This is a genomic window from Enterococcus sp. DA9 (genome assembly GCF_008000875.1).
Lineage (GTDB): Bacteria > Bacillota > Bacilli > Lactobacillales > Enterococcaceae > Enterococcus_B > Enterococcus_B lactis.
On record NZ_CP042839.1, the window covers coordinates 1,013,915 to 1,040,454 of the forward strand.

Annotated in this window: 28 protein-coding genes and 1 other annotated feature; of the genes, 19 read left to right on the forward strand and 9 right to left on the reverse strand. The window is 40.2% G+C overall.

Annotated features, from left to right (window positions below):
• The first annotated feature begins 68 nt into the window (after positions 1–68).
• From rhaB to FTX43_RS05790, 10 genes are all read left to right on the forward strand, one after another.
• Positions 69–1,529 (forward strand): rhamnulokinase, encoded by a 1,461-nt coding sequence (gene rhaB, locus FTX43_RS05745; protein ID WP_047929684.1) that lies wholly within the window; start codon positions 69–71, stop codon positions 1,527–1,529.
• Entirely contained in the window at positions 1,526–2,782 is a 1,257-nt protein-coding gene (gene rhaA, locus FTX43_RS05750) for an L-rhamnose isomerase (RefSeq protein ID WP_002313986.1), read from the forward strand. Before rhaB ends, rhaA begins: the two co-directional genes overlap by 4 nt.
• A 13-nt stretch (positions 2,783–2,795) precedes the next feature.
• Positions 2,796–3,641 carry a rhamnulose-1-phosphate aldolase gene (gene rhaD / locus FTX43_RS05755; RefSeq protein WP_002309729.1) on the forward strand — a complete coding sequence of 282 codons (846 nt, stop codon included), beginning with the start codon at positions 2,796–2,798 and terminating at the stop codon, positions 3,639–3,641.
• A 1-nt stretch (position 3,642) separates the two neighbouring features.
• Positions 3,643–3,954 (forward strand): L-rhamnose mutarotase, encoded by a 312-nt coding sequence (gene rhaM / locus FTX43_RS05760; RefSeq protein ID WP_002293379.1) that lies wholly within the window; start codon positions 3,643–3,645, stop codon positions 3,952–3,954.
• An 81-nt stretch (positions 3,955–4,035) separates the two neighbouring features.
• A complete protein-coding gene (gene fucO / locus FTX43_RS05765) occupies positions 4,036–5,187 on the forward strand; it encodes a lactaldehyde reductase (RefSeq protein WP_002312462.1) in 1,152 nt (383 codons plus the stop codon).
• A 126-nt stretch (positions 5,188–5,313) separates the two neighbouring features.
• A complete protein-coding gene (locus FTX43_RS05770) occupies positions 5,314–6,072 on the forward strand; it encodes an IclR family transcriptional regulator (protein ID WP_002293373.1) in 759 nt (252 codons plus the stop codon).
• A 99-nt stretch (positions 6,073–6,171) separates the two neighbouring features.
• Positions 6,172–6,816, forward strand: coding sequence for a bifunctional 4-hydroxy-2-oxoglutarate aldolase/2-dehydro-3-deoxy-phosphogluconate aldolase (locus FTX43_RS05775; protein WP_002320629.1), 645 nt, complete (start codon positions 6,172–6,174; stop codon positions 6,814–6,816).
• 6 nt (positions 6,817–6,822) lie between these two features.
• Positions 6,823–7,830 (forward strand): sugar kinase, encoded by a 1,008-nt coding sequence (locus FTX43_RS05780; protein ID WP_147606847.1) that lies wholly within the window; start codon positions 6,823–6,825, stop codon positions 7,828–7,830.
• A 15-nt stretch (positions 7,831–7,845) separates the two neighbouring features.
• Positions 7,846–8,688 carry a 5-dehydro-4-deoxy-D-glucuronate isomerase gene (kduI, locus tag FTX43_RS05785; protein ID WP_002288239.1) on the forward strand — a complete coding sequence of 281 codons (843 nt, stop codon included), beginning with the start codon at positions 7,846–7,848 and terminating at the stop codon, positions 8,686–8,688.
• A 19-nt stretch (positions 8,689–8,707) separates the two neighbouring features.
• The gene (locus FTX43_RS05790) at positions 8,708–9,511 is read left to right on the forward strand and encodes a gluconate 5-dehydrogenase (protein ID WP_002320630.1); all 804 of its coding nucleotides are present in this window, start codon (positions 8,708–8,710) and stop codon (positions 9,509–9,511) included.
• 116 nt (positions 9,512–9,627) lie between these two features.
• Here the strand turns inward: FTX43_RS05790 and fni are convergent, their stop codons facing one another.
• The 4 genes from fni to mvk are packed head-to-tail and all read right to left on the reverse strand — an operon-like array spanning position 9,628 to position 13,692.
• On the reverse strand, positions 9,628–10,683 hold the full coding sequence (gene fni / locus FTX43_RS05795; RefSeq protein WP_002313987.1) for a type 2 isopentenyl-diphosphate Delta-isomerase: 1,056 nt from the start codon (positions 10,681–10,683) through the stop codon (positions 9,628–9,630).
• Entirely contained in the window at positions 10,680–11,765 is a 1,086-nt protein-coding gene (locus tag FTX43_RS05800) for a phosphomevalonate kinase (RefSeq protein ID WP_002309723.1), read from the reverse strand. The genes fni and FTX43_RS05800 overlap by 4 nt, the downstream gene beginning before the upstream one ends.
• A gap of 12 nt (positions 11,766–11,777) precedes the next feature.
• Positions 11,778–12,755, reverse strand: a complete 978-nt coding sequence (gene mvaD, locus FTX43_RS05805) for a diphosphomevalonate decarboxylase (RefSeq protein WP_002293367.1) — start codon at positions 12,753–12,755, stop codon at positions 11,778–11,780.
• Positions 12,748–13,692, reverse strand: a complete 945-nt coding sequence (gene mvk, locus FTX43_RS05810; protein WP_002309722.1) for a mevalonate kinase — start codon at positions 13,690–13,692, stop codon at positions 12,748–12,750. The genes mvaD and mvk overlap by 8 nt, the downstream gene beginning before the upstream one ends.
• Positions 13,693–14,007: 315 nt before the next feature.
• Here mvk and FTX43_RS05815 point away from each other — a divergent pair, with 315 nt between their 5' ends.
• Positions 14,008–14,667, forward strand: a complete 660-nt coding sequence (locus FTX43_RS05815; protein WP_002316609.1) for a deoxynucleoside kinase — start codon at positions 14,008–14,010, stop codon at positions 14,665–14,667.
• Positions 14,668–14,751: 84 nt separating this feature from the next.
• Positions 14,752–15,657 (forward strand): magnesium transporter CorA family protein, encoded by a 906-nt coding sequence (locus FTX43_RS05820; protein ID WP_002313988.1) that lies wholly within the window; start codon positions 14,752–14,754, stop codon positions 15,655–15,657.
• Between the two features lies 1 nt (position 15,658).
• Here FTX43_RS05820 and FTX43_RS05825 read toward each other — a convergent pair whose 3' ends face one another.
• Complete coding sequence (locus FTX43_RS05825) at positions 15,659–16,291, reverse strand: pentapeptide repeat-containing protein (RefSeq protein WP_002344706.1); 633 nt, start codon at positions 16,289–16,291, stop codon at positions 15,659–15,661.
• A 150-nt stretch (positions 16,292–16,441) separates the two neighbouring features.
• Positions 16,442–16,567: a sequence feature (ribosomal protein L20 leader region), on the forward strand.
• 43 nt (positions 16,568–16,610) lie between these two features.
• Between FTX43_RS05825 and infC the strand changes: the two genes are divergently transcribed.
• The 6 genes from infC to FTX43_RS05855 all read left to right on the forward strand — a co-directional run bounded on the left by infC (position 16,611) and on the right by FTX43_RS05855 (position 22,249).
• The gene (gene infC / locus FTX43_RS05830) at positions 16,611–17,135 is read left to right on the forward strand and encodes a translation initiation factor IF-3 (RefSeq protein WP_002293357.1); all 525 of its coding nucleotides are present in this window, start codon (positions 16,611–16,613) and stop codon (positions 17,133–17,135) included.
• 71 nt (positions 17,136–17,206) lie between these two features.
• Positions 17,207–17,407 (forward strand): 50S ribosomal protein L35, encoded by a 201-nt coding sequence (gene rpmI / locus FTX43_RS05835; protein WP_002289309.1) that lies wholly within the window; start codon positions 17,207–17,209, stop codon positions 17,405–17,407.
• A 52-nt stretch (positions 17,408–17,459) separates the two neighbouring features.
• Positions 17,460–17,819, forward strand: coding sequence for a 50S ribosomal protein L20 (gene rplT / locus FTX43_RS05840; protein ID WP_002293355.1), 360 nt, complete (start codon positions 17,460–17,462; stop codon positions 17,817–17,819).
• Between the two features lie 251 nt (positions 17,820–18,070).
• Positions 18,071–19,408 (forward strand): hypothetical protein, encoded by a 1,338-nt coding sequence (locus FTX43_RS05845; RefSeq protein ID WP_002345455.1) that lies wholly within the window; start codon positions 18,071–18,073, stop codon positions 19,406–19,408.
• Between the two features lie 47 nt (positions 19,409–19,455).
• Positions 19,456–21,585 (forward strand): hydantoinase/oxoprolinase family protein, encoded by a 2,130-nt coding sequence (locus tag FTX43_RS05850; RefSeq protein WP_147606849.1) that lies wholly within the window; start codon positions 19,456–19,458, stop codon positions 21,583–21,585.
• Positions 21,560–22,249: a hypothetical protein gene (locus FTX43_RS05855; protein WP_002344704.1), complete on the forward strand. Its 690-nt coding sequence runs from the start codon at positions 21,560–21,562 to the stop codon at positions 22,247–22,249. The genes FTX43_RS05850 and FTX43_RS05855 overlap by 26 nt, the downstream gene beginning before the upstream one ends.
• 335 nt (positions 22,250–22,584) lie before the next feature.
• Here the strand turns inward: FTX43_RS05855 and FTX43_RS05860 are convergent, their stop codons facing one another.
• The 4 genes from FTX43_RS05860 to FTX43_RS05870 all read right to left on the reverse strand — a co-directional run bounded on the left by FTX43_RS05860 (position 22,585) and on the right by FTX43_RS05870 (position 24,938).
• Positions 22,585–23,271, reverse strand: a complete 687-nt coding sequence (locus FTX43_RS05860) for a GntR family transcriptional regulator (RefSeq protein ID WP_002344703.1) — start codon at positions 23,269–23,271, stop codon at positions 22,585–22,587.
• Between the two features lie 133 nt (positions 23,272–23,404).
• Complete coding sequence (locus tag FTX43_RS14870; RefSeq protein WP_002292624.1) at positions 23,405–23,572, reverse strand: hypothetical protein; 168 nt, start codon at positions 23,570–23,572, stop codon at positions 23,405–23,407.
• 76 nt (positions 23,573–23,648) lie between these two features.
• Positions 23,649–24,089 carry a thioesterase family protein gene (locus tag FTX43_RS05865; RefSeq protein WP_002344702.1) on the reverse strand — a complete coding sequence of 147 codons (441 nt, stop codon included), beginning with the start codon at positions 24,087–24,089 and terminating at the stop codon, positions 23,649–23,651.
• Positions 24,090–24,092: 3 nt separating this feature from the next.
• A complete protein-coding gene (locus tag FTX43_RS05870) occupies positions 24,093–24,938 on the reverse strand; it encodes an NAD(P)H-hydrate dehydratase (protein ID WP_002319484.1) in 846 nt (281 codons plus the stop codon).
• A 148-nt stretch (positions 24,939–25,086) separates the two neighbouring features.
• Between FTX43_RS05870 and pepV the strand changes: the two genes are divergently transcribed.
• Positions 25,087–26,505, forward strand: a complete 1,419-nt coding sequence (gene pepV / locus FTX43_RS05875; protein WP_002294157.1) for a dipeptidase PepV — start codon at positions 25,087–25,089, stop codon at positions 26,503–26,505.
• Positions 26,506–26,540: the final 35 nt, after the last annotated feature.

The window sequence follows — 26,540 nt, forward strand, 5'->3', positions numbered from 1 at the left end:
ATTGTTAATAAATGATAACGCTTTATTAATGGAGTGTTAATCAACAATAAAGTAAAAGAGGTGGAGAAATGAATCCGACATTTGTTGCCATCGATATCGGTGCGTCAAGCGGACGACTAATGAAAAGTACGAGGAATGATGAAGGTTCTTTAGTCTTGGAAGAAGTACACCGATTCAAGAACGGCTTTCGGAAAAAAGACGGTCATGACCGCTGGAAGATCGATTATCTTATCGAAGAGATTTTGATTGGATTTGAAAAATTAAAGAAAACAGGAATCGAGTGTTGTTTTGCAGGGATCGATACATGGGCAGTCGATTACTGTTTGATTGACGAACAAGGGGAACGGATGAATGATCCGATCGCTTATCGGGACGATCGTACCGATGAAGCAGTAAAACAGTTTTCTGAAATCTATTCTCTAGATAAGTTGTATGAGCAAACAGGGATTCAGATCCAGCCTTTCAATACCTTATTTCAATTGTTTGTCGAAGAAAAAGACCATTTGGCAAAAGCACATAAATTATTATTGATTCCTGATTATTTAGGCTACGTCTTTACTGGCAATATGGTGACGGAGAAAACCAATGCGTCTACTATGCAGCTGCTGAATGCAGGAACAAAAGAGTGGGAAACAGAACTTCTTGAAAAAGTTGGTGTCGCGAAAGAATTATTTCCTCCATTGACAGAGCCGGGAACGATACTAGGAGATTTGCAAAAAGAAAAATTCTCAAAATATGATTTGCCAGATGTGACCTTTATCACAGTAGCAAGTCATGATACGGCGTCAGCTGTATTAGGCACACCAGGGCAAGGAGAACAGTGGGGCTATATCAGCAGCGGGACATGGTCGCTTTTAGGGATGGAAACAAAGATCGCCAATGTTTCTCGCGCCGCTTTTTCTGAGAATTACACGAATGAATGGGGCGCTCATAATACGGTGCGTTTCTTGAAAAACATCATGGGGATGTGGTTGATCCAGGAAGTTGCTCGAATGCAGGAGTACGAATACAGTTACGCGGAATTGGCAGAACTTGCTGCAAAAGAAAAGCCGCTGCAACAAGTGATGGAAATCAATGACCCTCGATTTTTGAATCCTAAAAATATGATAGAAGAGATTCAGCAATACTGTTTTGAAACAGAGCAACCAGTCCCTGTCTCACCGGGAGCTATCGCTCGTTGTGTGTATGATAATCTTGCTCTTTGTTACGCACAAGAGCTAATCAAAGTAGAACACTTGACTGGAACGAAATTGGAAAAACTGCACATCGTAGGGGGCGGATCGAATAATCGCTTACTGAATCAATTGACAGCAGATTATGCCGGAATCATTGTAGAAGCAGGTCCTAGTGAAGCCACAGCAATCGGGAATATTGCCATGCAAATGCTCAGTACAGGTCAGTTTTCGAATATAGAACAAGCAAGAAATGTAATCAAACAGTCGTTTCCATGTGAAACTTTTTACCCAGATGAAAATAAGCAAAACACGATGGAATGGTACGTGAATAAAATCAAAGGAGTAATCGTATGAACACGATTGAAAGAAATTACGAACAAGCAAAAGAAAAATATGCAACTATCGGTGTAGATACAGATGCTGTACTAGAAAAGATGCAGAACATCAAAATTTCTATGCATTGTTGGCAAGGAGACGATGTCAAAGGTTTCTTGACACCGGATGGCGAATTGACTGGTGGAATCATGGCAACAGGAAATTTCCCAGGAGCTGCACGGACACCCGAAGAGCTTAGACAAGATTTGGAGAAGGCATATTCGTTGATACCGGGCAAACATAAATTGAATCTTCATGCTATCTATTTGGACACAGAAGAAGCGGTCGATCTCAATGAAATTGAGCCGAAACATTTTGAAAAATGGGCAGAGTGGGCAAAAAAAGAAGAAATCGGTCTTGATTTCAACCCGACTTTCTTTTCGCATCCAATGATGAAAGACGGCTTTACATTGGCTCATCCAGATAAAGAAGTTCGTGAATACTGGATCGAACACGGGAAAAGAAGCCGTAAAATCGCAGAATACTTTGGAAAAGAAACTGGACAAACATGTATCAATAACTTTTGGGTACCTGATGGGATGAAAGACAATCCAATCGACCGTTTTACCCCACGGAAACGTTTGATGGAATCGCTCGATGAAATTTTTACAGAAGAGCTAGATGAACGGTATGTACAAGATGCAGTAGAAAGCAAACTATTTGGTTTAGGCGCTGAAGCTTATACAGTCGGTTCCCATGAATTTTATATGGGTTATGGGTTGACTCGTGACAAACTTGTTTGTCTAGATGCTGGACATTTTCATCCAACAGAAGTGATTTCCAATAAATTGTCTTCCTTAGCTTTATTTAGCAAAGGAATCATGTTGCACGTTTCTCGTCCAGTTCGTTGGGATTCAGATCATGTCGTTTTGATGGATGATGAATTGCAGGAAATTGCTAAAGAATTAGTCCGTAACGAATTATTGGAAAAAACGAATATCGGTCTGGATTTCTTTGATGCAACGATCAATCGTATCGCTGCTTGGGTCATTGGTACGAGAAATACACAAAAAGCATTGATGAAAGCTATGCTGGAACCAGTTGAGCGATTGAAAGAAATGGAGCTGGCTTTTGACTTTACTTCAAGAATGGCTTACACGGAAGAATTGAAAGATTTCCCGTATGCCGATGTATGGAATTATTTCTGTTACAAAAATCAAGTTCCAGTTGGTTTGGATTGGCTGGAAGAAGTCCAAGAATATCAAAAAGACGTGTTGGGATTAAGAAAATAGGAGTGTGGCTATATTGAAAAAAATAGATATTTTACAAGCGCCTTATGTGAAAGAAATGATTGAAACGACATCGAATCTTTATCGCTTGGGTTGGGATGAACGAAATGGCGGGAATATTTCTTATTTACTCAAAGAAGAAGAAATCACACCGTTCTTGGATCCTGAAAAAGTGACCCGTCGCATCTCGATGATTTTTGATGCCAGCCGTTTAGCAGGATGTTATTTTATTGTAACTGGTTCAGGAAGATATTTTAAAAATGTAGCGAGCGAACCTGCCGAAAACCTTGGAATCGTTCGAGTTGCCGAAGATGGCAAAACATTAGAGCTTTTGTGGGGGTTAGAAAATGGCTGCCTTCCTACAAGCGAGTTGCCAAGTCATTTTATGAGTCATATCGCCCGTTTAGAAGTAGACCCAGATAATCGGATCGTTATGCATTGCCATGCTAGCCATTTATTAGCGATGAGCTTTACGCATGAATTAGACGAACGTTCCTTTAGTCGTACGCTGTGGCAAATGTGTACGGAATGTTTAGTTGTTTTTCCAGAAGGGATTTCCATCATTCCGTGGATGGTTCCGGGAACAAATGAGATTGGAGAAGCAACAGCTGAAAAAATGAAAGAAACTCGATTGGTTTTATGGCCGCAACATGGAATCTACGGGTCAGGAAAAGACATGGATGAAGTCTTTGGTTTGATCGAGACAGCAGAAAAGGCAGCAGAAGTTTATACGTACGTCAAAGCGCAAGGACCAATCTTGCAAACAATCACAGATGAGAATTTGTGGCGTTTAGCAGATGCGTTTGGTGTTACTCCGAAAGCAGGTTATTTGGAGGAAGTTCATACGAAAGTAGGGGTCTGACATGGTGAAAAAAGCCTTTTGCATGAAAGTTTACCCAGAAAAACAAGAAGAATACAAAAAAAGACATGATGAACTTTGGCCAGAGATGCGCACAGCACTTCGTGAACATGGGGTCATCGACTATTCGATCTATCTTGATCCGAGTACAAGTTTATTATTTGGTTACTTAGTGGTCGAGGATGAAGAGTTATGGGGAAAAATGGCAAATACACCGATCAATCAAAAATGGTGGAAATACATGGAAGATATCATGGAAACAAATCCAGATGCCTCCCCAGTCAGCCGTGAATTGACACCAGTCTTTGAACTGTAGAAACAAGCAACTGGGCAACCGGTTGCTTGAGATTCTTTCGTTTTCATTGTGAAAAATAACACAAATTAGGAGGAATAGAAAATGAGTAATCGAATGATTTTAAATGAAACATCGTATTTTGGAAAAGGAGCGATTGAGTCAATCGTTCCCGAATTTCAGCAGCGAGGATTCAGCAAAGCAGCTGTCATTACTGATAAAGGATTGATCGAACATGGCATAGCGACAAAAGTAACAAAGCTTTTGGATAATGCAGCAATCGATTATGCTTTATACGACGGGATCGTACCTAACCCAACAATCCAAAATGTAAAAGACGGAGTGGCTTTTGTTAAAGAGGCAGAGGCAGACTGTTTGATCGCAATCGGTGGAGGTTCGCCAATCGATACGGCAAAAGCCATTGGGATTATTTTGACGAATCCAGAGTTTTCAGATGTTATCAGCTTAGAAGGTGTTGCTGATACAAAAAATCCATGTTTACCTATCTTAGCTGTACCAACGACTTCTGGGACAGCAGCAGAGGTAACGATCAACTACGTCATCACAGATGAAGCAAATCACCGAAAATTCGTCTGTGTCGATCCTCATGATATCCCAATCGTTGCGTTCATCGACAGTGACATGATGATGGGAATGCCAAAAAAATTGGCTGCGTCAACAGGGATGGATGCTATGACGCATGCTATCGAAGGGTTGATCACAAAAGGCGCTTGGGAAATGACTGATATGCTGCATTTGAAAGCAATTGAAATCATTGGTCATTCTTTGGAAGCTTCTGTAGAGGGTGATCAAAATGGACGAGAAAAAATGGCATTAGGACAATATATTGCAGGAATGGGCTTCTCAAATGTAGGTTTAGGACTGGTACATGGGATGGCTCATCCGTTAAGTGCATGGTACAACATCCCGCATGGTGTAGCGTGTGCAGCGCTCTTGCCAACGGTCATGAAATATAACAAAGAATATACTGGAGAAAAATACCGTGAAATCGCTCTTGTGCTAGGGATCAAAGGAGCAGCTGAAATGTCTTTAGAAGATGTAAGAGATGCAGCTTGCGGTGAGATCGATCGATTGAGCAAAGCGGTTGGAATCCCAGCGACCATTTCTGAGTTAGGTGTAAAAGAAACGGATATCCCAGCAATTGCAGAAGATGCTTTGCGAGATGTATGTACACCAGGAAATCCAAGAGAAACGACAGTAGAAGAAATCATTGCCTTATATCAAAGCTTGATGTAAAAACGAAGCGGATCTTTAACTTTGAGTTGCCTATAAAGAGAAATAGCAGTTTGTATCCGGTTCTCTCTTTTAAATTGATGATATTTCCGCTATAATTTTTCTTATAAAGAAATAGGAGAATATTATATGGAAAATAAAAAACCTTATGGAACTGTATTGATCAAAGCTTCTAAAATACTAGACTATTTAGCAGAAAATCCAGACATCTCTTTGCAGACAATCGCAAAGGGTGTGGGAATGACTTCTTCTACAGTCTTGAAAATACTAGATACTTTACTGATGATCGGCTATGTAAATAAAAATTCAGAGAAAAATTATCGTTTAGGTGCAAAGCTTATTCGCTACGCGAATAAAAACATTGAACAAATCGATTTGGTAGAACTGACTTTACCATTTTTAGAACAGTTGCAGCAAAAGATCGATGAGACTATCCACTTAGGGGTATTGGACAACAATGAGATTTTGTACGTGAACAAACTAGATCCAAAACATCAAACGATCCGTATGTCTTCAAAAATCGGAATCACCCGACCATTATACAATTCTGCGATGGGTAAAGCCGTATTAGCAGAATTCAGTGAAGAGCAGTACACTGATTATCTTGAAAAACATCCGTTGATTCCTTACACGGAGTACACGATTACCAATGCCTTGCGTTTGAAAAAGGAAATCCAAACGGTAAAAGAAACCCACGTCGCATTTGACGATGAAGAAATCGAACGTGATATTTTTTGTATAGGAGCTTCAATCGTGAAAAACGAACAAATCATTGGTGCATTTAGTGTAAGTATGCCGAAATATCGTTTAACAGATGAGACAAAAGAACAAATAATCAGTGCCCTCAAGCAAACAAAAAGCGAAATCGAGCAAAGAATTCAAAAATAACGAAAAAAGCGTTTGCATTTTTTCTTTTCTGCCGTATAATATGGGTATAGATTTCCAAGTTATAAAATAAAATTTCTAAATAGGAAATAGGTGGAGAAGATGAAAAAAATTGATATTTTATCTCGATTGAAAAACGCCGGAGTGATTGCGGTGGTACGCGGAAAAAGTAAAGAAGAAGCTTTGAATGCTTGCCACGCAATCATCAAAGGTGGTCTAACTGGTATTGAGTTGACTTTTACAGTCCCTCAAGCGGATCAAGTAATCAAAGAACTTTTGTCATTCTACAAAAATCAACCAGAAATAGTGATTGGCGCAGGTACAGTATTAGACGCTGTCACAGCTCGCTTGGCTATCTTAGCTGGCGCAGAGTATATTGTTAGCCCTTCCTTTGATCAAGAAACAGCAGAGATGTGCAATCTGTATCAAATCCCTTACTTACCAGGATGTATGACGATTACCGAAATCAAAACAGCGCTGAAAAGCGGGGTAGATATCGTCAAACTATTTCCTGGAAGCGCTTATGGACCAAGTATCATTTCTGCCTTCAAGGCACCGATGCCTCAAGTCAATATCATGCCAACTGGTGGTGTGAGTCTGGACAATATGAAAGAGTGGTTCGATGCGGGTGTCGTAACAGTCGGAGTAGGTGGGAACCTTTTAGCACCTGCAGCTACAGGAGATTTTGACAAAGTAACGGAAGTCGCGCAACAGTATGCAGCAAAAATGAAAGAAATCAAGAGGTAGCTGCTTATGGGAAAAGTAGTGACACTCGGAGAAATCATGTTGCGATTGTCCACAGAACAGGGAACCCGCATCGATTCAAGTGAACGATTCGCTGCCCATTATGGCGGAGGGGAAGCAAACGTAGCAATTTCTTTAGCTAATTACGGACATGACGCGGTTTTTGCTACCAAAGTACCTGATAACGCATTGGGAAAAGCAGTCAAAAAGCACTTGCAATGCTATGGAGTAGATACGAAACAAGTATTATCTGGCGGGCCAAGACTAGGTACTTATTATATGGAAACTGGTAGTGGCGAACGCGCCGCCTCAGTGATCTATGATCGTGCCGGATCAAGCTTTGCTGAAATGGATCATTTGGAATGGTCGCTAGAGGAGTTATTCCAAGGAATAGATATATTTCATGTTTCAGGGATCACCCCAGCTTTGTCTAAAAAATGGCAAAAAATGACGAAACAAGTGATAGAAGTTGCAAAAAAAGCTGGCTGCCTGATCAGCTTCGATATCAATTATCGCGGGAAATTATGGACACAGAAAGAAGCCAGAGAAGTAATCCATCAGCTTTTACCTTTAGTAGATATCTGTTCAGCTGGAAAAATGGATGCTCTTTATTTGTTAGGTATCGAGAAAGCACCAGAAGCAGAAGAACAACCGCTGATTTATTATTATCAAAAAATGCAGGAAAAGTTCCCGAATATTCAGGTGTTTTATTCGACCAAACGTACCGTTCATTCAGCAAGTGAAAATGAATTGAAGGGGACATTGTGGATGAACCATGAATATGTGGAATCCCAAGTCCATAGAATCACCCCAATCGTGGATCGAGTAGGTGGCGGAGATGCTTTTGCAGGTGGCGTGCTCCATGGGATTTTATCCAATATGCCCCCGCAAGAAATCATTGATTTTGCTACGGCAGCTTCTGCCTTGAAGCATACGATCCATGGGGACTGCAACCAATTCAGTCAAGAAGAAGTCGCACAATTTTTAGCATGCGGCTCTGGAAAAATCATTCGATAGAAGGAGTAGAAGAAAATGCAAGAAATGGAAACACGTTATACACACAGTCCAGAAGATATCCGTCATTATTCAACGGAACAATTGAGAAAAGAGTTTTTAGTAGAAAAGGTATTCGAACCAGGAAAAATCAGTTTGACTTATACACACAACGATCGAATGATCTTTGGTGGCGTGACACCTACTGAAAAAGAATTAGAAATCACATTAGACAAAGAACTAGGTGTCGATTACTTCTTAGAACGTCGCGAACTAGGTGTGATCAATATCGGTGGACCAGGATTCATCGAAATCGATGGGCAAAAAGAAGAAATGAAAAAACAAGACGGCTATTATATCGGAAAAGAAACACGACATGTCGTATTTTCTTCTCAAGATGCTGAAAACCCAGCTAAATTCTATATTAGTTCTGTTCCAGCACATCATAAATATCCAAATGTAAAAATCAGTATTGACCAAGTAAAACCAATGGAAACTGGTGAAGGTCTGACATTGAATGAACGTAAAATCTATCAATACATCCATCCAAATGTATGCGAAAGCTGTCAATTACAAATGGGTTATACGATTTTAGAACCAGGAAGTGCTTGGAATACGATGCCTTGTCATACACATGAACGTCGTATGGAAGCTTATGTCTACTTTGATTATGCCAATGAAGATACACGTGTGTTCCACATGATGGGCAAACCAGATGAAACAAAACATTTAGTCGTAGACAATGAACAAGCTATTATTTCACCAAGCTGGTCGATCCATTCAGGTGTAGGTACAAGCAATTACTCATTCATCTGGGCAATGTGCGGAGAAAACATCACCTATACAGACATGGATATGGTGCAAATGGATCAATTAAAATAAGCATAAGGGAGAGAAAATGATGGAATTTAATATGGATATGTTTCGTTTAGATGGAAAAGTAGCATTAGTCACCGGTGCCGTCTATGGTATTGGATTTGAGATTGCACGCTCTTTAGCTACAGCAGGGGCAAAAATCGTATTTAATAACTTGAATCAAGAATCAGTTGATGAAGGTATAGCGCATTATAAAGAAGCAGGCATCGATGCAAAAGGTTATGTCTGCGATGTAACTGATGAAGAAGCGGTTCAAGCGATGGTTCAGCAAATCAAAGAAGATGTAGGTTCAGTTGATATTTTAGTCAATAATGCAGGGATCATCAAACGGACACCGATGATCGAAATGGATGCGGCTGACTTCCGTCAAGTGATCGACGTGGATTTAAATGCTCCATTTATCGTTTCAAAAGCAGTTATTCCAGATATGATCGAAAAAGGCGGCGGTAAAATCATCAATATCTGTTCTATGATGAGTGAATTAGGACGCGAAACGGTCAGTGCTTATGCTGCGGCAAAAGGCGGATTAAAAATGCTAACGAAAAACATCGCTTCTGAATACGGTCAATACAATATCCAATGTAATGGAATTGGACCAGGTTATATTGCTACACCACAAACTGCCCCATTACGCGAAACACAAGAAAACGGTGAACGTCATCCATTCGATCAATTTATCGTTGGACGTACGCCAGCAGCACGTTGGGGCGAGCCAATCGATTTGGCTGGACCATCTGTCTTCTTGGCTTCTAGCGCATCGGATTTCGTTAACGGTCATGTCTTGTATGTAGACGGCGGCATACTTGCCTATATCGGAAAACAACCTTAAACGAGGTTTAGTACACTATTTAGTGGAGAGGTTATGAAATCAGCAGCTTGAACGAATACCGAAGGACAGCTGATTAAATATCATTTATCCAAAAAAAGGAGTATGACGTAAATCAGTCATACTCCTTTTTCTGTGCGTCTTCCATACTTCACTAAGTGGATCCCTCTTGCTTCACACCAATCCTTCACTGGACCGGAAAAGATGAGAGATTGTTGGTGGAGGGACGCGGTATTCGTTGCGCCGACCATGGTATAAAGCAGACGAAGTTCCTCTTGCCATTGTTTCATCAGCATAATGGTTTCTTCCACGCCATGATTCATCAGATGAGTCAATACAGTTCCTGAAGTGCCCACTGCTTTTGCGCCGAGACAAAGGGCTTTAAATATATCATAGGCATTGCGGATACCTCCGGAGGCTAGGATTTCCATAGAAGTGTCTGCTTCATTTGCTTCAAGCAATGAGGCGACTGTCGATTGCCCCCAATCAGCTAGATAATTCAGTTCTCGCTTGGAGCGACGGGCGTTTTCAATCTGGGTGAAACTTGTCCCACTTCGACCGCTGATATCAACTGTATGAACCCCTAAAGAAGCTAAATCATTGATTGTTTCTCTTGTCATGCCAAACCCGACTTCTTTTACGATAAGGGGAACGTCAATGGCTGTTTGAATCTCTTGGATAAGTGCTTTCCAGTTAGTAAAATCACGGTCTCCCTCAGGCATGACCAACTCTTGAGGTGCATTCAAATGAATCTGTAAGGCATCTGCGTGAAACAATCGGATAGCTTCTTGGGCTCTTTCGACAGAAGTTCCTGCACCGATGTTGGCAATGATTTTCCCGTGAGGATATTCTTGTCGCATAATTGTATAAGTATCGGCTAAAGAAGGGTCCTTCAAGGCAGCGCTGACTGAACCAGTGGCAATCATCAAATCTGCTTCTCTTGCGATGATTGCAAGGTCTTGATTGATTTTTTTTGTTTTTTCGCTTCCGCCAGTCATCGCATTGATATAAAACGGGCTGCTTAGTGTAAACCCAGCTGCTTGTGTACTTAGATCGACATCAGCAACTGCTGTTTGCGGCAAAGGGTTATGAATGACCCGTACGAAATCAAATTCATTTTTTTGCTTATCATGAAAGGCTTTAGCTAGTGAAACATGTTCATCTTTTCGATTCATCGGTTTTCCTTTCTTTGATCGCTATAGACATGTAACGGTAGGGGGGTGATTTCTGCTTTTTCCCATGCACTCATTAAAGGAAGGATGCCAGATTTCTGATCAACGATCACGATGCCGCAATCCCCACCACCTGCACCGGAAGACTTTGCAGCCCCTTCATACTGTTCAGCTAAATTACATAATTTATTCAAAGCAGGCGTTTCGATAACAACCCCGGTGATAGCCGATAAATCATGCAGTAATTGTCGGTTTTTTCGAATCATCTGTTGGATCAACGTAACATTATCTTCTTTAAACCCTTTGATCATTTCGTTGACGCATTCTGTACTGTTTTTTAAGAAAAGCTGATAAGCCACCATTTTATCTTCTCTCGAACGGTGAACTTGATCGACCAAATCAGAGGTAGAGGCAGGGCTACCCGTCCAACCAATCAATAAACGTAGATCTTCAGGAGCAATCAATGGCTCAATTGAGAGACCTGGCCAATCCATGGCAAGTAACTGACTGATGGAATGCTGAGTTTCTTGTTCTTGGAGCCAAGGATGGTCGAAGGTCGAGAAGGCAATCCAGCCACCATAACAGCTAGCAGCGATATCGCCGCAAGAACCATTATCTTGAACTGCTAAATTAGCGAGTGCTGCGATCTTGAAAATCTCTAGCTGAGATAAATTCAATGCGTAAAAAACATTCAAGGCTTTGACCGTTGCAACAGTAACAGCGCCGCTAGAACCTAATCCGTATTTCCGACCATTTGAACTGTCTAGCTCGCTTGTTACTTTCAGATCATAAAAGGATAAAAGAATGTTTTTTTCTTGTGCATACTTTTCAGTCAATCGAATAGCAGCAAGGATATAATGAAAAGGATTTTCCCGAATATCTAAAACTAATTCCCCGTTACGTCTTGTCCAACGTACAGGCATCCCGCTATATTGTGCAGATTGGATACTTCCGACTTTTCGTGCGGACTCTACAGTGACTGTCACGAATTGATCGACTGCAGCGATAACTGCCGGATGACCTGTTTCAACAACTGCATATTCTCCGGCAATATAGAGTTTGCCTGGTGCAGATACTTCAATCATAAAAATCTCCCTTTATTCAATAATCGCAATTCCTGGACCAGCGTGGGCAGTAATTACTTGTTCTTTGCTAAATAATTTAGTAAATGTTTCTTGTACCTCAGATAAATGGCTGTTTTCCACTAAAACTTTGACATTAGGGCCAGCATCCATCGTAAAGTAGCATGGAATGCCTTGCTTTCTCAATTGCCGCACCGCATCCATCGCTTTTAAGCTGTCAGGAGACCAGTAAGTGAAAGGTGGTTGGGCAGCTAAAGTCGTTCCGTGCATTTTTAGTCCGTTTCTTTCCATCGTTTCTCCGAGAAGTTGGAAATCTTTTGTTTTGATTGCTTGTTTCAATTGATATAGATCCCCTTCAACGGAATCTAACCAGCCTTGATAAAAACTGGATGTTTCGACTGTCCGACGCATCCCATTTCTGCTAGACACTTCTTTTTTCTGATCGTTGATCAAAATGAAAACCATTGCTAGATCGTCTTCGAAAGAATCAGAAGGGACTGGTTTGGCATAAGAGCTTAAGTCATCATGACCTTTTTCCCATTCGACGAAACCACCAAAAATACTTCGGCAAGCTGAACCAGACCCGCGTCGAGCAAATCTTGAAAGAGAAAGATCGTCTAATCCAAGCTTAAGGGCAGTATTACAAGCGCCTGCTAAAGCAGCTAGCCCGCTAGCAGAGGATGCTAATCCGGCTGCGGTAGGAACGAAATTCTGACTGATTACTGAAGCTTTTAGTGAGATGCCGGCTTCTTTACGAAAAAGGTCAAGAAACTGACTAACTTTTTTTGTTGCTTTTTCGTCTTGCAAGGTGTCATCTAGATAGAATTCATCTGCTATATAGCTATCAGAAAAGATAACTTCTGTTTCGGTATAAAATGCATCCAATGTCAACGAAAGACTGTTGTTCATCGGAAGGATGAGTGCTTCATTTTTCTTACCCCAATATTTGATTAGGGCAATGTTGGTATATGCGCGTGCTTTGCCTTTAAACATAGGTATGTACTCCTAATCCTTGTATCCAAGTTTCAGCCGCACCCACATCTTCAAGTGCTTGACTGATTTCTTGGGCTTTTGTTTTTGTTTGTGCTAATGCAATCATGCAGCCACCGCGTCCGCCGCCAGTTAATTTAGCCCCTAATGCACCGGTATCTTTAGCTGTTTGGATCAGTAAATCAAGGAAATCGTTGCTGATCGTCAGTTTTTCCAGAAGTGATTGTGATTCATCCATTGTTTGAGCTAACATTCCTGGTGAATTTTCAATGATTGCTTGCTTCGCTTGCTTTGTCAAGTATCCTAATTTTTGAATCATTTGTCCAGTTTCATGTGGTTGTCTTTCAAACAGGTGAGCGACATCTTTGACGGCTTCTCTTGTTTGTCCTTTGATTCCTGTATCAGCGACAATCAAAAAAGCATCAATATTCAAAGAAAAATAATCAAAAGGATGCCCTTTTGTAAAATAAATTGGCTGCAAGCTGCTAGTAGCGGCTGCATCGATCCCACTAGGATTACCATGTGCGATTTTTTCCGAAAGTTGTACATTCTCTAATAGTATTTCACGAGACAAAGGGAGTGCTAAGTAATCATAAAAAGCACGAGTGACTGCTGTGGCGACCGCAGCACTTGATCCCATTCCACGTTCAGCAGGAATCGTGCTTTCGATGGTTAGTTGCAAGTTTTTATGGATATCATGCTCTTTTTTTAAATGGATGAATAATTTTTTGATATTTTTTAATGTATGAGGAGCTTCGGCTAAATTTCCTGAATAGTAGGAAGAAACCAATTGATCGTCCATTGCATCCAGCTCTTCAAGGAATGCGGTGACTTTTGTTGCATAAAAAGGAAAGGCAATCGCCGGTTCTCCATAAACAACCGCGTGCTCGCCCATCAAGATAATCTTTCCGCTTGATTCTCCTTGGCCATAGTTTGCCATAATCTAACTCCTTCTCACGTAAAAGTGATTTTTAAGCAAAAAATAAAGCGCCCAAAACGAGTTGCGCTGCTTCACGAAATTTTTTGTCCGCTAAGGGTCTCAAAAAACATTCCTTCTTTATTTTACTAAAATCATCCCAGAAGTAAAACTAAGAATACGTTTTCTAAAGGAAAAAACCTTTTTTCTTAAGAATTTTTTGACCTTTTTACTTTTTTGACTAGAAAAAAATACGATTGACACTACTAGATATTGGGGGTATATTTAAAAAGGTTGGAGTTAAACACAATATTTAGTGATGAAGTGAGCTGGAGGTAAATGAGCGTGATCGTTTTAGCAGGTACAATTGGTGCCGGAAAATCAAGTTTGACAGAAATGATGGCTGAACACTTTGATAGTCAGGCATTTTATGAATCAATTGATGATAATGAAGTCTTGCCCTTATTTTATGCAAACCCTGAACAGTATGCTTTTTTGCTGCAAATTTATTTTTTGAATAAACGTTTTGCAAGCATCAAACAAGCAATGAAAGATGACAATAATGTATTGGACCGTTCGATTTATGAAGATTCGCTGCTTTTCCATCTAAATGCAGATCTAGGAAGAGCGACGGAAACGGAAGTTCGTGTGTATGATGAACTTCTGGAAAACATGATGGAAGAGCTGCCCTATGCTGCCCATAAAAAACACCCGGATTTATTAGTTCATATTCGTGTATCATTTGATACGATGCTAGAACGGATCGAGAAACGTGGTCGTTCATATGAACAATTGTCCTTTGACCCAAGTCTGTACGATTATTACAAAGAATTGAACAGACGGTATGATCAATGGTATGAAGAATACAAAGAAAGTCCAAAAATCCAAATCGATGGAGATCGCTATAATTTTGTGGAAGATTCTCAAGCAAAAGAAGAAGTCTTGAAAATGATCGAAGAAAAATTAGCAGAAATCCGCCAAACTGAATTAGCCATTTGATATAAAGCTACTCAAAAAAAGGATGCTCCTTTATTTGAGTAGCTTTTTTCTTTATACTAGAAACAAATATCAGGAGGATGGAGTATGCGGGAAAAACACTATTTTAATCAAGAACGTAATTTTTGGATCAATATACAGCAAGATGATGTGCTAGCTGTTAAAAATTTAAAAGAAGAATATGGCATCAGCGATGAGATGCTGACTTATTCTCTAGATAAAAATGAGCGGGCGCGCGTAGAATATGACTCTTTTGATGAAGCGTTACTACTTGTATCAAATGTCCCACACCAACAAAAAGTCGATAATCATTACGAAACTAGCCCTATCGCTTTTATTTTAAAAGAAGATGGTTTGTTTACATTTACCACGCCGAATACCGAGTATGTGATTCGACTGATTCGATCACTTTTGGAGCGAATGCCAGACATGAGTGTATACAGTTTATTGTTTCGTACATTATTTTTAATTTCTGATTCCTTTTTTCCTTTAATCGAGGAAGTAAATAGCGAACGTCAACGGCTCAACCTAAAGTTAAGGGAAAAAACAACAAACAAGAATCTACTGCAACTTTCAGATTTAGAGATTGGTTTGGTTTACTTAGTTACAGGAACAAAACAAAATGTAGTACTTTTGGAACAAATCAAGGCATTGGCCATTTATCGCAAGTTGTCAGAAAAGGAAAAGGAAGAGTTGGACGATGCACTGATCGAAGCACGACAAGCAGTTGAAATGACGAACTTAGCTTCGCAGATTTTAGATCAGCTTTCTGGCACTTATAATAATTTGCTGAATAATAATTTGAATGACACGATGAAGTTTTTGACTGTCTGGTCGCTGATCTTGACTGTACCGACTATTGTGACAGGATTTTTCGGGATGAATCTTAAGCTACCATTTACCCATTCCGTTTTCGGATGGGGAATCGCCTTGATCATCAGTCTGGTTTTATCTGTTTGGATGCTCATTGCACTATGGAGGCGGATTCGTTGATCTAGTCTTTGATCTGCAAACCAAGAGCTTGAGCAATCACAAGTGCTTGCTCCTGGTTGACAATCAGTCCTGCCAAATAATCTTGAGATAAAGCAATGGTAGTGAAGAAATTAGTCGTAAAGTCTAATCCCTTCAGAGAAGTTCGGAACCAATTCGAACCAGTTAACTGATTGTCAGACAAAAAAAGATTTTTCCAAGTGACCTCATAAAATTCGCTGTCTTCTAACTGGCAATGATCGAAGGATACGGCTTTCAAGTTTGTGCTGCTAAAGGAAGACATCGAAGCAATGCAGTCAGTGAAAGTGCAGTCTCTAAGATAACTTTCGGCAAAATTCGTACCTGTTAATTTACATTGATGAAACACGACTTGGTGGAAACTGCCACCAATCCACTCCAGATTAGAAAAATCACACTTTTCAAAAATGACATTACTGCATTCAAAATGACGTAAAACTGTTTTTTGCATGGTCAGTTTTTGGACATGACTCTCTCTTAATACCATATTTTTAGCATCAAGATAGCTTTGATCACCTCCATTGATCAGAAGACCAGAGAGGATTTCTTCATCTTCTAAATAAAAATCTCCTTTTGTCAGAGGAGGAAGAGAAGGTGGGATAGGTTCGATTTTTTTCATATGGGTTCACCTCGTTTTTCTTTAGTATAGCAAAGAAGTGGGAGTCACTGCTAGAAAGTCTGCTAGACCAATTATTTTCAGAAAAGGAAGAAAAACTGTATGAAAAACATTGACAGAAGGATTGGTTTTTGCTATACTATGATGGTTGAGAAATAAAAGCAGAAGCACCCGCTTCTCGCCTTAGTTGATAATGTCACTGGGCTAGATAGTTTTCACTGGTTCTATTAGGTGAAGTACGCGCGGGTTCTGTAAGAGAACTCGTTTTTTTATTGCCGTTTATTCGGTAAGCTTTTCTTTCTCTCATAATATTTGGAGGTGAATGACCATAGCAAAGGATATGATGGTTAACGACGGCATTCGTGCACGAGAGTTACGATTGATCGGTTCAGATGGTGAGCAATTAGGAGTTAAGACAAAAGCAGAAGCATTGAATATTGCAGAACAAGCAAACTTGGATCTTGTGTTAGTTGCCCCTGGTGCGAAACCACCAGTTGCGCGAATCATGGACTACGGTAAATACCGTTTCGAACAACAAAAGAAAGACCGCGAAGCGCGTAAAAAACAAAAAGTGATCAATGTAAAAGAAGTTCGCTTAAGTCCTACGATCGACTTGAATGACTTCAATACAAAACTTCGTAATGCACGTAAGTTCTTGGAAAAGGGCGATAAAGTGAAAGCTTCTATCCGTTTCAAAGGCCGTGCCATTACCCATAAAGAAATTGGTCAAAAAGTCTTGAATCGCTTAGCTGAAGAAACTGCTGATATTGCAACAGTGGAACAAAAAGCGAAAATGGACGGACGCAGCATGTTCTTGACGCTGGCACCGAAAAACGACAGTAAGTAATTTGAATGACTAACTGGCTGTTGGACAGCCGATAGTCGGATAACGAAAGATTTTGAGGAGGAAATATAGTCATGCCAAAACAAAAAACACACCGCGGATCAGCAAAACGTTTCAAACGTACTGGTAAAGGCGGATTGAAACGCTTCCGCGCGTTTACAAGTCACCGTTTCCACGGCAAAACAAAAAAACAACGCCGTCAATTGCGTAAAGCAAGCATGGTTTCTAGTGGCGACTTCAAGCGTATTCGCCAACAACTAGCAAAAATGAAATAAGAAGTACAAATAACAGAATCTGAAGATTTATTTTTATTAGGAGGAATTATACATGGCACGTGTTAAAGGTGGAACAGTAACTCGTAAACGTCGTAAAAGAGTGCTAAAATTAGCAAAAGGTTACTACGGTTCAAAACACACTTTATTTAAAACAGCAAAAGAACAAGTAATGAATTCATACAACTACGCATATCGTGATCGTCGTCAAAAGAAACGCGACTTCCGTAAATTGTGGATTGCTCGTATCAACGCAGCAGCTCGTATGAATGGCTTGAGCTACTCAAAATTAATGCACGGTTTGAAAGTTGCTGAAATCGACATCAACCGTAAAATGTTAGCTGACTTGGCTGTAAACGATGCAGCAGCATTTACTGCATTGGCTGACCAAGCAAAAGACGCTTTGGCTAAATAAGCTAAACAATTATAAAGAGGAAAGAAGATAACGAAAAGTTATGTTCTTTCCTCTTTTTTTGTTTCCAATTCTTCACCATAGAAAACGGGATAACAACGTATAAGTCTAAAATAGCATAATTAAGGTTTTTTAATTGAAATCCGAACATTTATGGTCATCCTCTAATGAAATCGCTAACTACATAAGCTAGAATGAACTTAACTGATATATTAGTTTGTTTATCAGAAAAATAAAATGGACGGAGGAATAACATGAGTGATATTATTATTGGTATTTTGTTAGTTATCTCATTCTTTTTCATGGTCTGGTACTGTGTAAAGGGCTACAACTTGATGGTCGGTTTTGCCATCATGGCGACTGTATGGATGGGATTAGCACTAGTGGGAAACACGTTTTCGCCGAACCCGGCGATGGAAGGGCAAGGAGTAATCGATGTATTGACGCATATCTATACGACTGGACCTGCTGAGTACGCGAAATCGATCTTGGTAAATGTCTTCTTTGGTGCCTTTTTCGGTCGTGTTCTAGTAGATAGCGGAATCGCAGCCACATTGATTCGTAAAGTAGTCGAACTTGGAGGGGACAAACCAAGAATCACGATGAGTTTGCTGTGTGTTGTAACCGCTGTTATATTCATGTCGATGACAGGAATTGGACCAGTGATTTCTATCGCAGTCATCGTTTTGCCGATCTTGATGTCTTTAGGAATCTCAGTACCAGTTGCGTTGTTCTCATTTATGGGCTCGATCATGGCTGGAATCTTTGCTAATATCGTCAACTTCAAACAGTATCAAACGATTTATGCTGGTTTCAACCCAGCAGCTGAAAGTTACACTTATAACGACTATTTCCAAATCGGTATGATTGGGATGGTTGTAAGTTTAGTTGTTGTACTAACGGTGGCTAATATATCAATGAATAAAAAGAAACGCTATGCAATGGCAGCAAACGTACCGGCTGAAGGTGGCGACGCACCAATGATCTCATGGTTAGCCGTATTATTACCAGTTTTAGGGGTCGTTTTGTTAGATCTTCCAATCATCTTAGGTTTTATTCTAGCAGGTATTTGGGCATTGTTGTTTACTGGAAAATTGCGCGGAGGTTATAAAGAAATCTGTCGTCAATTTGCGAAATTATTTACAGATGGTGCAGTCGACGTCGCACCAATGGTCGGTTTCTTGATGACCTTAGCGATGTTCAATAACTCAGCTGCGTACGCTTCTCCTTATTTTTCAGCTATTTTCGGAGACTTGATACCGCAATCACCATTAGTCTTGGCAATCGTATTTGCTATATTGACACCACTAGGATTTTTCCGCGGTCCAATGAATCTAGTCGGTTCAGGATCAGCTATTTTAGCTGTTGTATTAGCTGTAAACCCAACAATGTCGCCAGCCTTTTTGTTCCCATTGTTTGCAATCACAACGATTGCCCCTCAGCATTTAGATATTACACAATCTTGGGTCGCTTGGGGATTAGGGTATACAAAAGTAACGTCTCGAGAGTACATGAAGAAATCCATCCCAACTGGTTGGATCGTCGGTGCGATCTTATGTTTGATTACATTCTTCTTGTACGGGAACGCCTAGTAAACAAAACGTCGATAGAAATGATTAGATGAATGGAGGAAAAGAAAATGAAACGTTTTGTGCGAATGGGAATTGATGTCGGTGGTACGCATACGAAAGCAGTGGCAATTGATAATGCGACACATGAAATCATCGGAAAGTCTCCAGTGAAAACGACCCACGATGATGTTCGTGGGGTAGCTGCAGGAGTCGTTCAATCTTTTCAAAATTGTTTGCGGGAAAATAATATTAGTCCAGAAGACGTTGTTTTTGTTGCACATTCTACTACGCAAGCGACGAATGCGCTGATTGAAGGGGACGTAGCAAAAGTCGGTGTAATCGGTATGGCAAAAGGGGGATTAGAAGGCTTTTTAGCAAAACGACAAACTAGATTGAACGATATCGATTTAGGGAATAAGAAAAAAATAGAGATCGTCAATGCATTCTTACCTGTCAAACACTTAAATGTAGACCGTGTTTCAGAAACGATTTCTTCTCTAGAAAGAGAAAGAGCGGAAGTTTTGGTTTCTTCTATGGCATTTGGAGTAGATAATGGGGAGCCAGAACGGGTCGTTTATGAAGCAGCATCGGTAAAATCGATTCCTACAACGATGGCTTCTGATATCACAAAATTATATGGATTGACAAGAAGAACTCGGACAGCAGCGATCAATGCGTCTATTTTACCCAAAATGCTAGATACGGCAACATCGACAGAAGACTCCGTACGAGAAGCAGGAGTCAATGTCTCTTTGATGATCATGCGCGGAGACGGCGGGGTAATGGAAATCAATGAAATGAAAAAACGACCTGTTTTAACCATGCTTTCCGGTCCAGCAGCATCAGTCATGGGCTCTTTGATGTACTTGAGAGCGTCTAATGGGGTTTATTTTGAAGTAGGCGGAACAACAACCAATATCGGGGTCATTAAAAATGGACGTCCAGCAATCGATTATTCAATTGTAGGTGGCCACCCAACATATATCTCTTCATTAGATGTTCGGGTTCTAGGTGTGGCAGGCGGTTCGATGGTACGGGCCAATCAGTCAGGAATCATCGATGTCGGTCCACGTTCTGCACATATTGCCGGTTTAGATTATGCAGTATTTACGGAGACAGAAAAAATCAAAGGTCCTAAGGTTGAATTTTTCTCTCCTAAAGAAGGAGACCCTGCTGATTACGTCAAGGTAGTGATGGAAGACGGAGAAGAAGTGACTATTACAAATACATGTGCAGCCAATGTCCTTGGATTAGTGCAAGAAGAACATTTTTCTTATGGAAATGTCCCATCTGCACGAAAAGCCATACAGGCATTAGCAGACTATTGTCATACGACGGTTGAAGACATCGCAGAGCAGATCATGGAAAAATCCTATGCTAAGATTGAACCAGTGATTTTAGAATTGGCAGACAAGTATCATTTGGAGAAAGATCAGATTTCTCTTGTAGGTGTAGGGGGCGGCGCTGCCTCTTTGATTACTTACTTCAGCAATAAAATGGGTGTGAAATATTCCATCCCTGAAAATGCTGAAGTGATCTCTTCTATTGGTGTGGCACTTGCAATGGTCCGAGATGTTGTAGAACGTATCATTCCTTCACCAAGTAAAGAAGATATCCGATCATTGAAAAATGAAGCGATGAATAAGGCGATTGAATCAGGTGCTACGCCAGAATCGATCGAAGTCCACGTAGAAATCGATCCACAGACTTCAAAAGTAACGGCTATCGCTACTGGTTCTACGGAAGTGAAAGCAACCGATCTAACCAAGGAGATCACAACAGAAGAAGCACTAGAGCTTGCTGCAGAGGATATGCGATTAAATAAAAATGAAGTTTGCTTATTGGAAAATACACCTTTCTTTTATGTATGCGGCGAACAGCATCGTTCAAAAAATGCTGGAAGTCTTCGGATCATCGACCAAAAAGGATTTATCAAGGTCCAACGTGGACATGCTTCTTGTCTGAAAACAACTGCAGCCAATTATATGGCAGCAGTCGAACAACTTTGGGAAGATATGGCAGTTTATCAAACGGAGTTGATCGCCCGACCAGAATTTTATCTCTGTTTAGGAGCAAGAGTCTCTGATTTTACAGCGACGGATCTGGAACAACTACAGCTTTTGATGGATCTGGAAGTATCTACTATGGAACCAGAGGAAGAAGTGATCGTCGTTGCCGGAAATATCAAACAAACATAAGTTAGAAGAGTTACTAAACAAATTACAACAGATCCCCGAAGAAATTTGGGGATTCTATCAGTTTCAGCGAGATTTGTTTTGGAAAAAGATTCCTTTGTCCAAGCAGAAAATCCTCATACAACAATCAATCGATTGTGGTATCGAAACGGCATGTAGCATCCAAAAAAAGTACCCTTTTGCCGATGTAGGAGAAATTTGTGAACAAATGGCTATTCCAATCGTTCCTTGTGAATCAGAGCAAATAAACGAACGAATCACTTTTGCAACTTATGCAGAAGATGAAGGGATCCGATTGATGACGGAGCCGTTAGAAAAATTAAAATGTTCAGGACTTACTTCGATCTCTAAAGAAACAGCGCAAGCTTTGATTATTGGACATGAACTATTTCACCACATTGAAGCTTCTGTTAAGGGAATTTATACGCAAAACGAAAAAATTGTGCTATGGCGGCTGCCTTTTTATACACACCAATCAACCATTCGTGCATTGAGCGAGATAGCAGCGATGAGTTTTTCAAAAGAGATGAATCAAAGCCGTTTTTCGCCTTATGTATTAGAGGCAGTCTTGCTTTGGCCATATAATGAAACGCGTAGCCAAGGGATTTTAGAAGAAATAAAAGAAATAGAAAAAAGATGTGCGGAGTATGATTTCGCTCACAAATAAAGAGGTTGTGACAGAAGTGGTCAGCTTCAAGAAATAAGAAGGAATTTACGAAAATTGCTTCTTAAATTTTTGTGACATTTCGGCTTATTTCAAAGAAGCTACTTCTGGAACACCGTGTATAAGAGGTTGTGAAATCAGCGTTTGAGCTAATACCGAGGGTCAGCTGATTGAACACTGTTTAAGAAAGAGGTCGTGAGCCTGCCGTTTGACTATGAGTCACAAGTCACAATATTCAATAAACATGAGAATCTGTTTTTGGAAATTGCTCCTTGTGACTGAGGAGTTGGCAGGAGAACACTGAAAGGGACTGTGACACGATTTTTGTCACAGTCCCTTTATTTGATGGGTCTTTCCTGAATATCTTCAAAATAATCGGGGTAATTATGAATCACGTATTCTTGCTCCTCGATAATCATATGTAAATGCATCGTGCAAAGAAATCCGACTTCATCAAAGTTATGATCAATCATTGATTGAAGCATTGTCTGATGTTCATCTAATACTCGACCCCAGTCTAATTCTGAAATCGTCAAACGTAACCATCTGAAACGGTTCAAGTGCGTACTATAACTTTCTAGCCAATCCCAAATTTCTCGTTTTCCAGCAATTTCATAACAAGTTCGGTGAAAATCAGTATCCAAATCAAAAAAAGCTTTTTTATTTTGAGCGATCACTGCCTGATCGGTTTGTTCTAGTATTTTTTCTAGTTTAGCTTGATCTTGCTTGGTCATTTTCGCACTGCATTCTTGCAGGATCGGTTTTTCCAACTTTTCCCGCGTATAACGGGCTAATGAAGCAGATCGGATATCGATTTTTGAAACATAAGTGCCGGACTGTGGAATGGTTTTTACAAGCTCTTGATTGCGCAGTTGGATCAGTGCTTCTCGAATCGGTGTACGCCCGATAGCTAGTTGTTCTTCTAACACTTTATCGGAGATTTTACTTCCAGGTGCTAACTCGGAATAAATGATTTGTTTACGTATAGATTCATAAGCTTGCTGTTGCAAATTATTGATAACCATTTAACCTTCCTTTCTATGCAGATATAATCTATTATAACATAAATCGCTTACAAATCGTGTGGGCATAAAAACACAGTCTGCAAAAAAAGCCCTGATAGGCATGCCTATTAGAGCCTCGAAAAGAAATACTGAATCAATCTGGTCGTACCTCTTGGATCGGTTTGACACGACCGCCAATTCTTTTAGCAAAAGCTTCGGATTCTTTTTTGTCTTTGAAAATGAGCAGATTGTCTAAGTTTTTTTCCCGAGTGCGACAGCCAGTTTTATCGATGTAACCGTGCATTACTTTAACGACATACATGGGGATCACCTGCTTTTTTCCTTTCATTATACGAACTACTCGACACAATACAAGAAAAATGCTTAGACGGTCTTTATTAAGAATTTACATCATCCAAAGAAGCGTATGCTTGGAATAACTGATCTAACTCCGGATTGACTTTGCTCAGCTTCACTAATCGCTGCGAATCAGAAAGTAAAAAACAGTGTTTACTACTGCCAGTAGTTTTTAATTTTTTGTCTTCAGTTCCCACAATTTCGTAGCTAAAATCCAACCGTGTCCCCGTATACTTTTGGATAGTTGGATGGATGCTCACTTTTTCTCCGTAATGGATCATTTCTTTATAGCTGCAATTTACTTCCAGAACGGGGATGATGATCCCAGATTCTTCGATTTTTTTATAGGGAAACCCTAGATATACCAATAAGGCTACCCGAGCCTCTTCAAACCAGCGGATATAATTGCTGTGATGAATAATCCCCATTTGATCTGTTTCATAATAAAAAGGTTCTCGCACATAACCTGTAAATTTCTCCATGACTCATGCCTCGTTTTCCATTGATTTTTTACAAAAATAATTCATCCATTTCGGAAGTGCTTCGCTGATTTGTGTCGGCAAAACAATATATTGTTCTTTTGCCAGCTGGTCTCCAATGAAACTATGAAGATAAACAGCTGCTGCAATCGTTTGGTCATTTTGAGGAAACTGGGCTAAAAATCCTGTGATCATCCCAGCTAAAGTGTCACCCATGCCGCCTGTTGCCATAGCAGCAGAACCTAAAGGATTGGTGTAGAAGTGCTGGTGACCATAAATTTTTGTCTCATGACTTTTCAAAACGAGCACAGCACCGATTTCCTGTTGCTTCTTTTTGTTTTCTTTATCCCGTTGTTCTTGTATCGGTAGAGAACTCAACCGTTGCCACTCCATTTGATGAGGTGTAAGTACAGTTTGTTCGGGATAGGGTAGCAAAAGATGATTAGCAGCAAGTAAACTTAAAGCAGAGCCATCAATCACCAGCCATTGTTCTTTTGATTGGTTTTCTAGTACTTGTTTGAAACGTTCCAAACTCTTAGAAGAAGTACCCAATCCGGGACCAATCAAGAGTACATCTGCTTGCTTTATTACGGAAAGAAACTGGTCAGTATCCGTCCAATCTACAATCATTGCTTCTGGCAGATGACTGTGAAGAGCACTCCGATTTTTTTCATCAGTTACTACAGTCGTGAGACCCGCTCCACTGTGTACGGCAGCTAAAGCACTCATAATGATTGCTCCGCCATATTGTTCATTGCCGCCAATCAAAACGATACGTCCAAATGTTCCTTTATGTGAAATTTTTGGACGAGGTGTGATGACTCTTTTCACTAGTTGTTCGTTTATCAGCATCGAAAAACCTCCTTTTACTCATTATAGCGTATATTTTTTTTAGAGAAAAACAGATAAGAAAAGGAATTGTCAGATTTTTTGAACTATTTTTTTCTGTAATTTGTGGTATCATGAACACGAAGACTTAAATAAGTGGAGGATTAACTTTATGACAATTGATTGGCAAAAAGAAGTAGAAGCACGTAAAGAAGACTTGCTTGAAGACTTGAAAAATCTTTTACGTGTCAACAGCGAGCGCGATGACTCAAAAGTAACACCAGATGCACCATTTGGACCTGGACCTCGCGACGCATTGAAACATATGTTAGCTTATGGCGAACGTGATGGATTTAAAGTAAAAAATGTCGATAACTATGCAGGGCATATTGATCTTGGCGAAGGAGACGAAACGCTAGGGATATTTGGACACATGGATGTCGTTCCTGCAGGAGATGGCTGGGACACAGATCCTTATGAACCAGTAATCAAGGATGGAAAGATCTTTGCACGCGGATCAAGCGATGACAAAGGTCCAAGTATGGCAGCTTACTATGCGATGAAGATCATTAAAGAACTTGACTTGAAACTATCAAAAAAAGTTCGCTTCGTAGTCGGCAGCGATGAAGAAAGCGGCTGGGGCGATATGGCTTATTATTTCGAACATGAAGAAGAACCAGATTTTGGTTTCTCACCAGATGCTGAATTCCCAATCATCAATGGTGAAAAAGGAAATGTTTCTTTAGCTTTACGCTTCAAAGGCGACAATGCAGGAGATTATGTCTTGAAATCTTTTGTTTCCGGACTTCGCGAAAATATGGTGCCAGGAACAGCAACTGCAGCACTTCAAGTACCAAGTGCAGATGCAGCTATCGCGATGGAAGAAGCATTTTACCAATTCATCGAAGCAAATCCAGTAAGCGGAACGATTGAAGCGGACAATACGTATGTAAAAATCGAATTAGTTGGTAAAGGCGCACATGGTGCAAGCCCACAATCTGGTATCAATGCAGGTTCTTTCTTGGCATTGTTCTTAGATAACTATGAATTCCTAGGATCTGCTAAACAATTTATCCATGTAGCAGCTGCTTATGTCCATGAAGATTTTTATGGAGAAAAACTAGGAGTCGCTTATGAAGATGAAAAAATGGGCAAATTGACAATGAATGCTGGACTATTTGCTTTTGAAGAAAATGGTACAGAGGAAGCGAACTTCATCAATATGAATTTCCGTTTTCCAAAAGGTGTAACAGTAGACGGATTGCAAAGTGACATCGAACAAACAGTGGGGCAAGAAGGCGCAACAGTTACTCGAGGTGCTCGCGTAATGGAACCACATTACGTACCAATGGATGATCCATTGGTGGCTACATTATTGCAAGTCTATGAAGACCACACTGGAGAAAAAGGCTACGAACAAATCATCGGTGGCGGAACTTACGGACGTTTGTTGAAACGTGGCGTTGCTTATGGAGCGATGTTCCCAGGATATACTGATACAATGCACCAAGCAAACGAATTTATGAGTCTTGATGACTTGTTCAGAGCAACAGCAATCTATGCAGATGCCATCTATCGTTTGGCAAAATAATTAATTAAAAAGAGGATCAAGAATTGCAAATTATT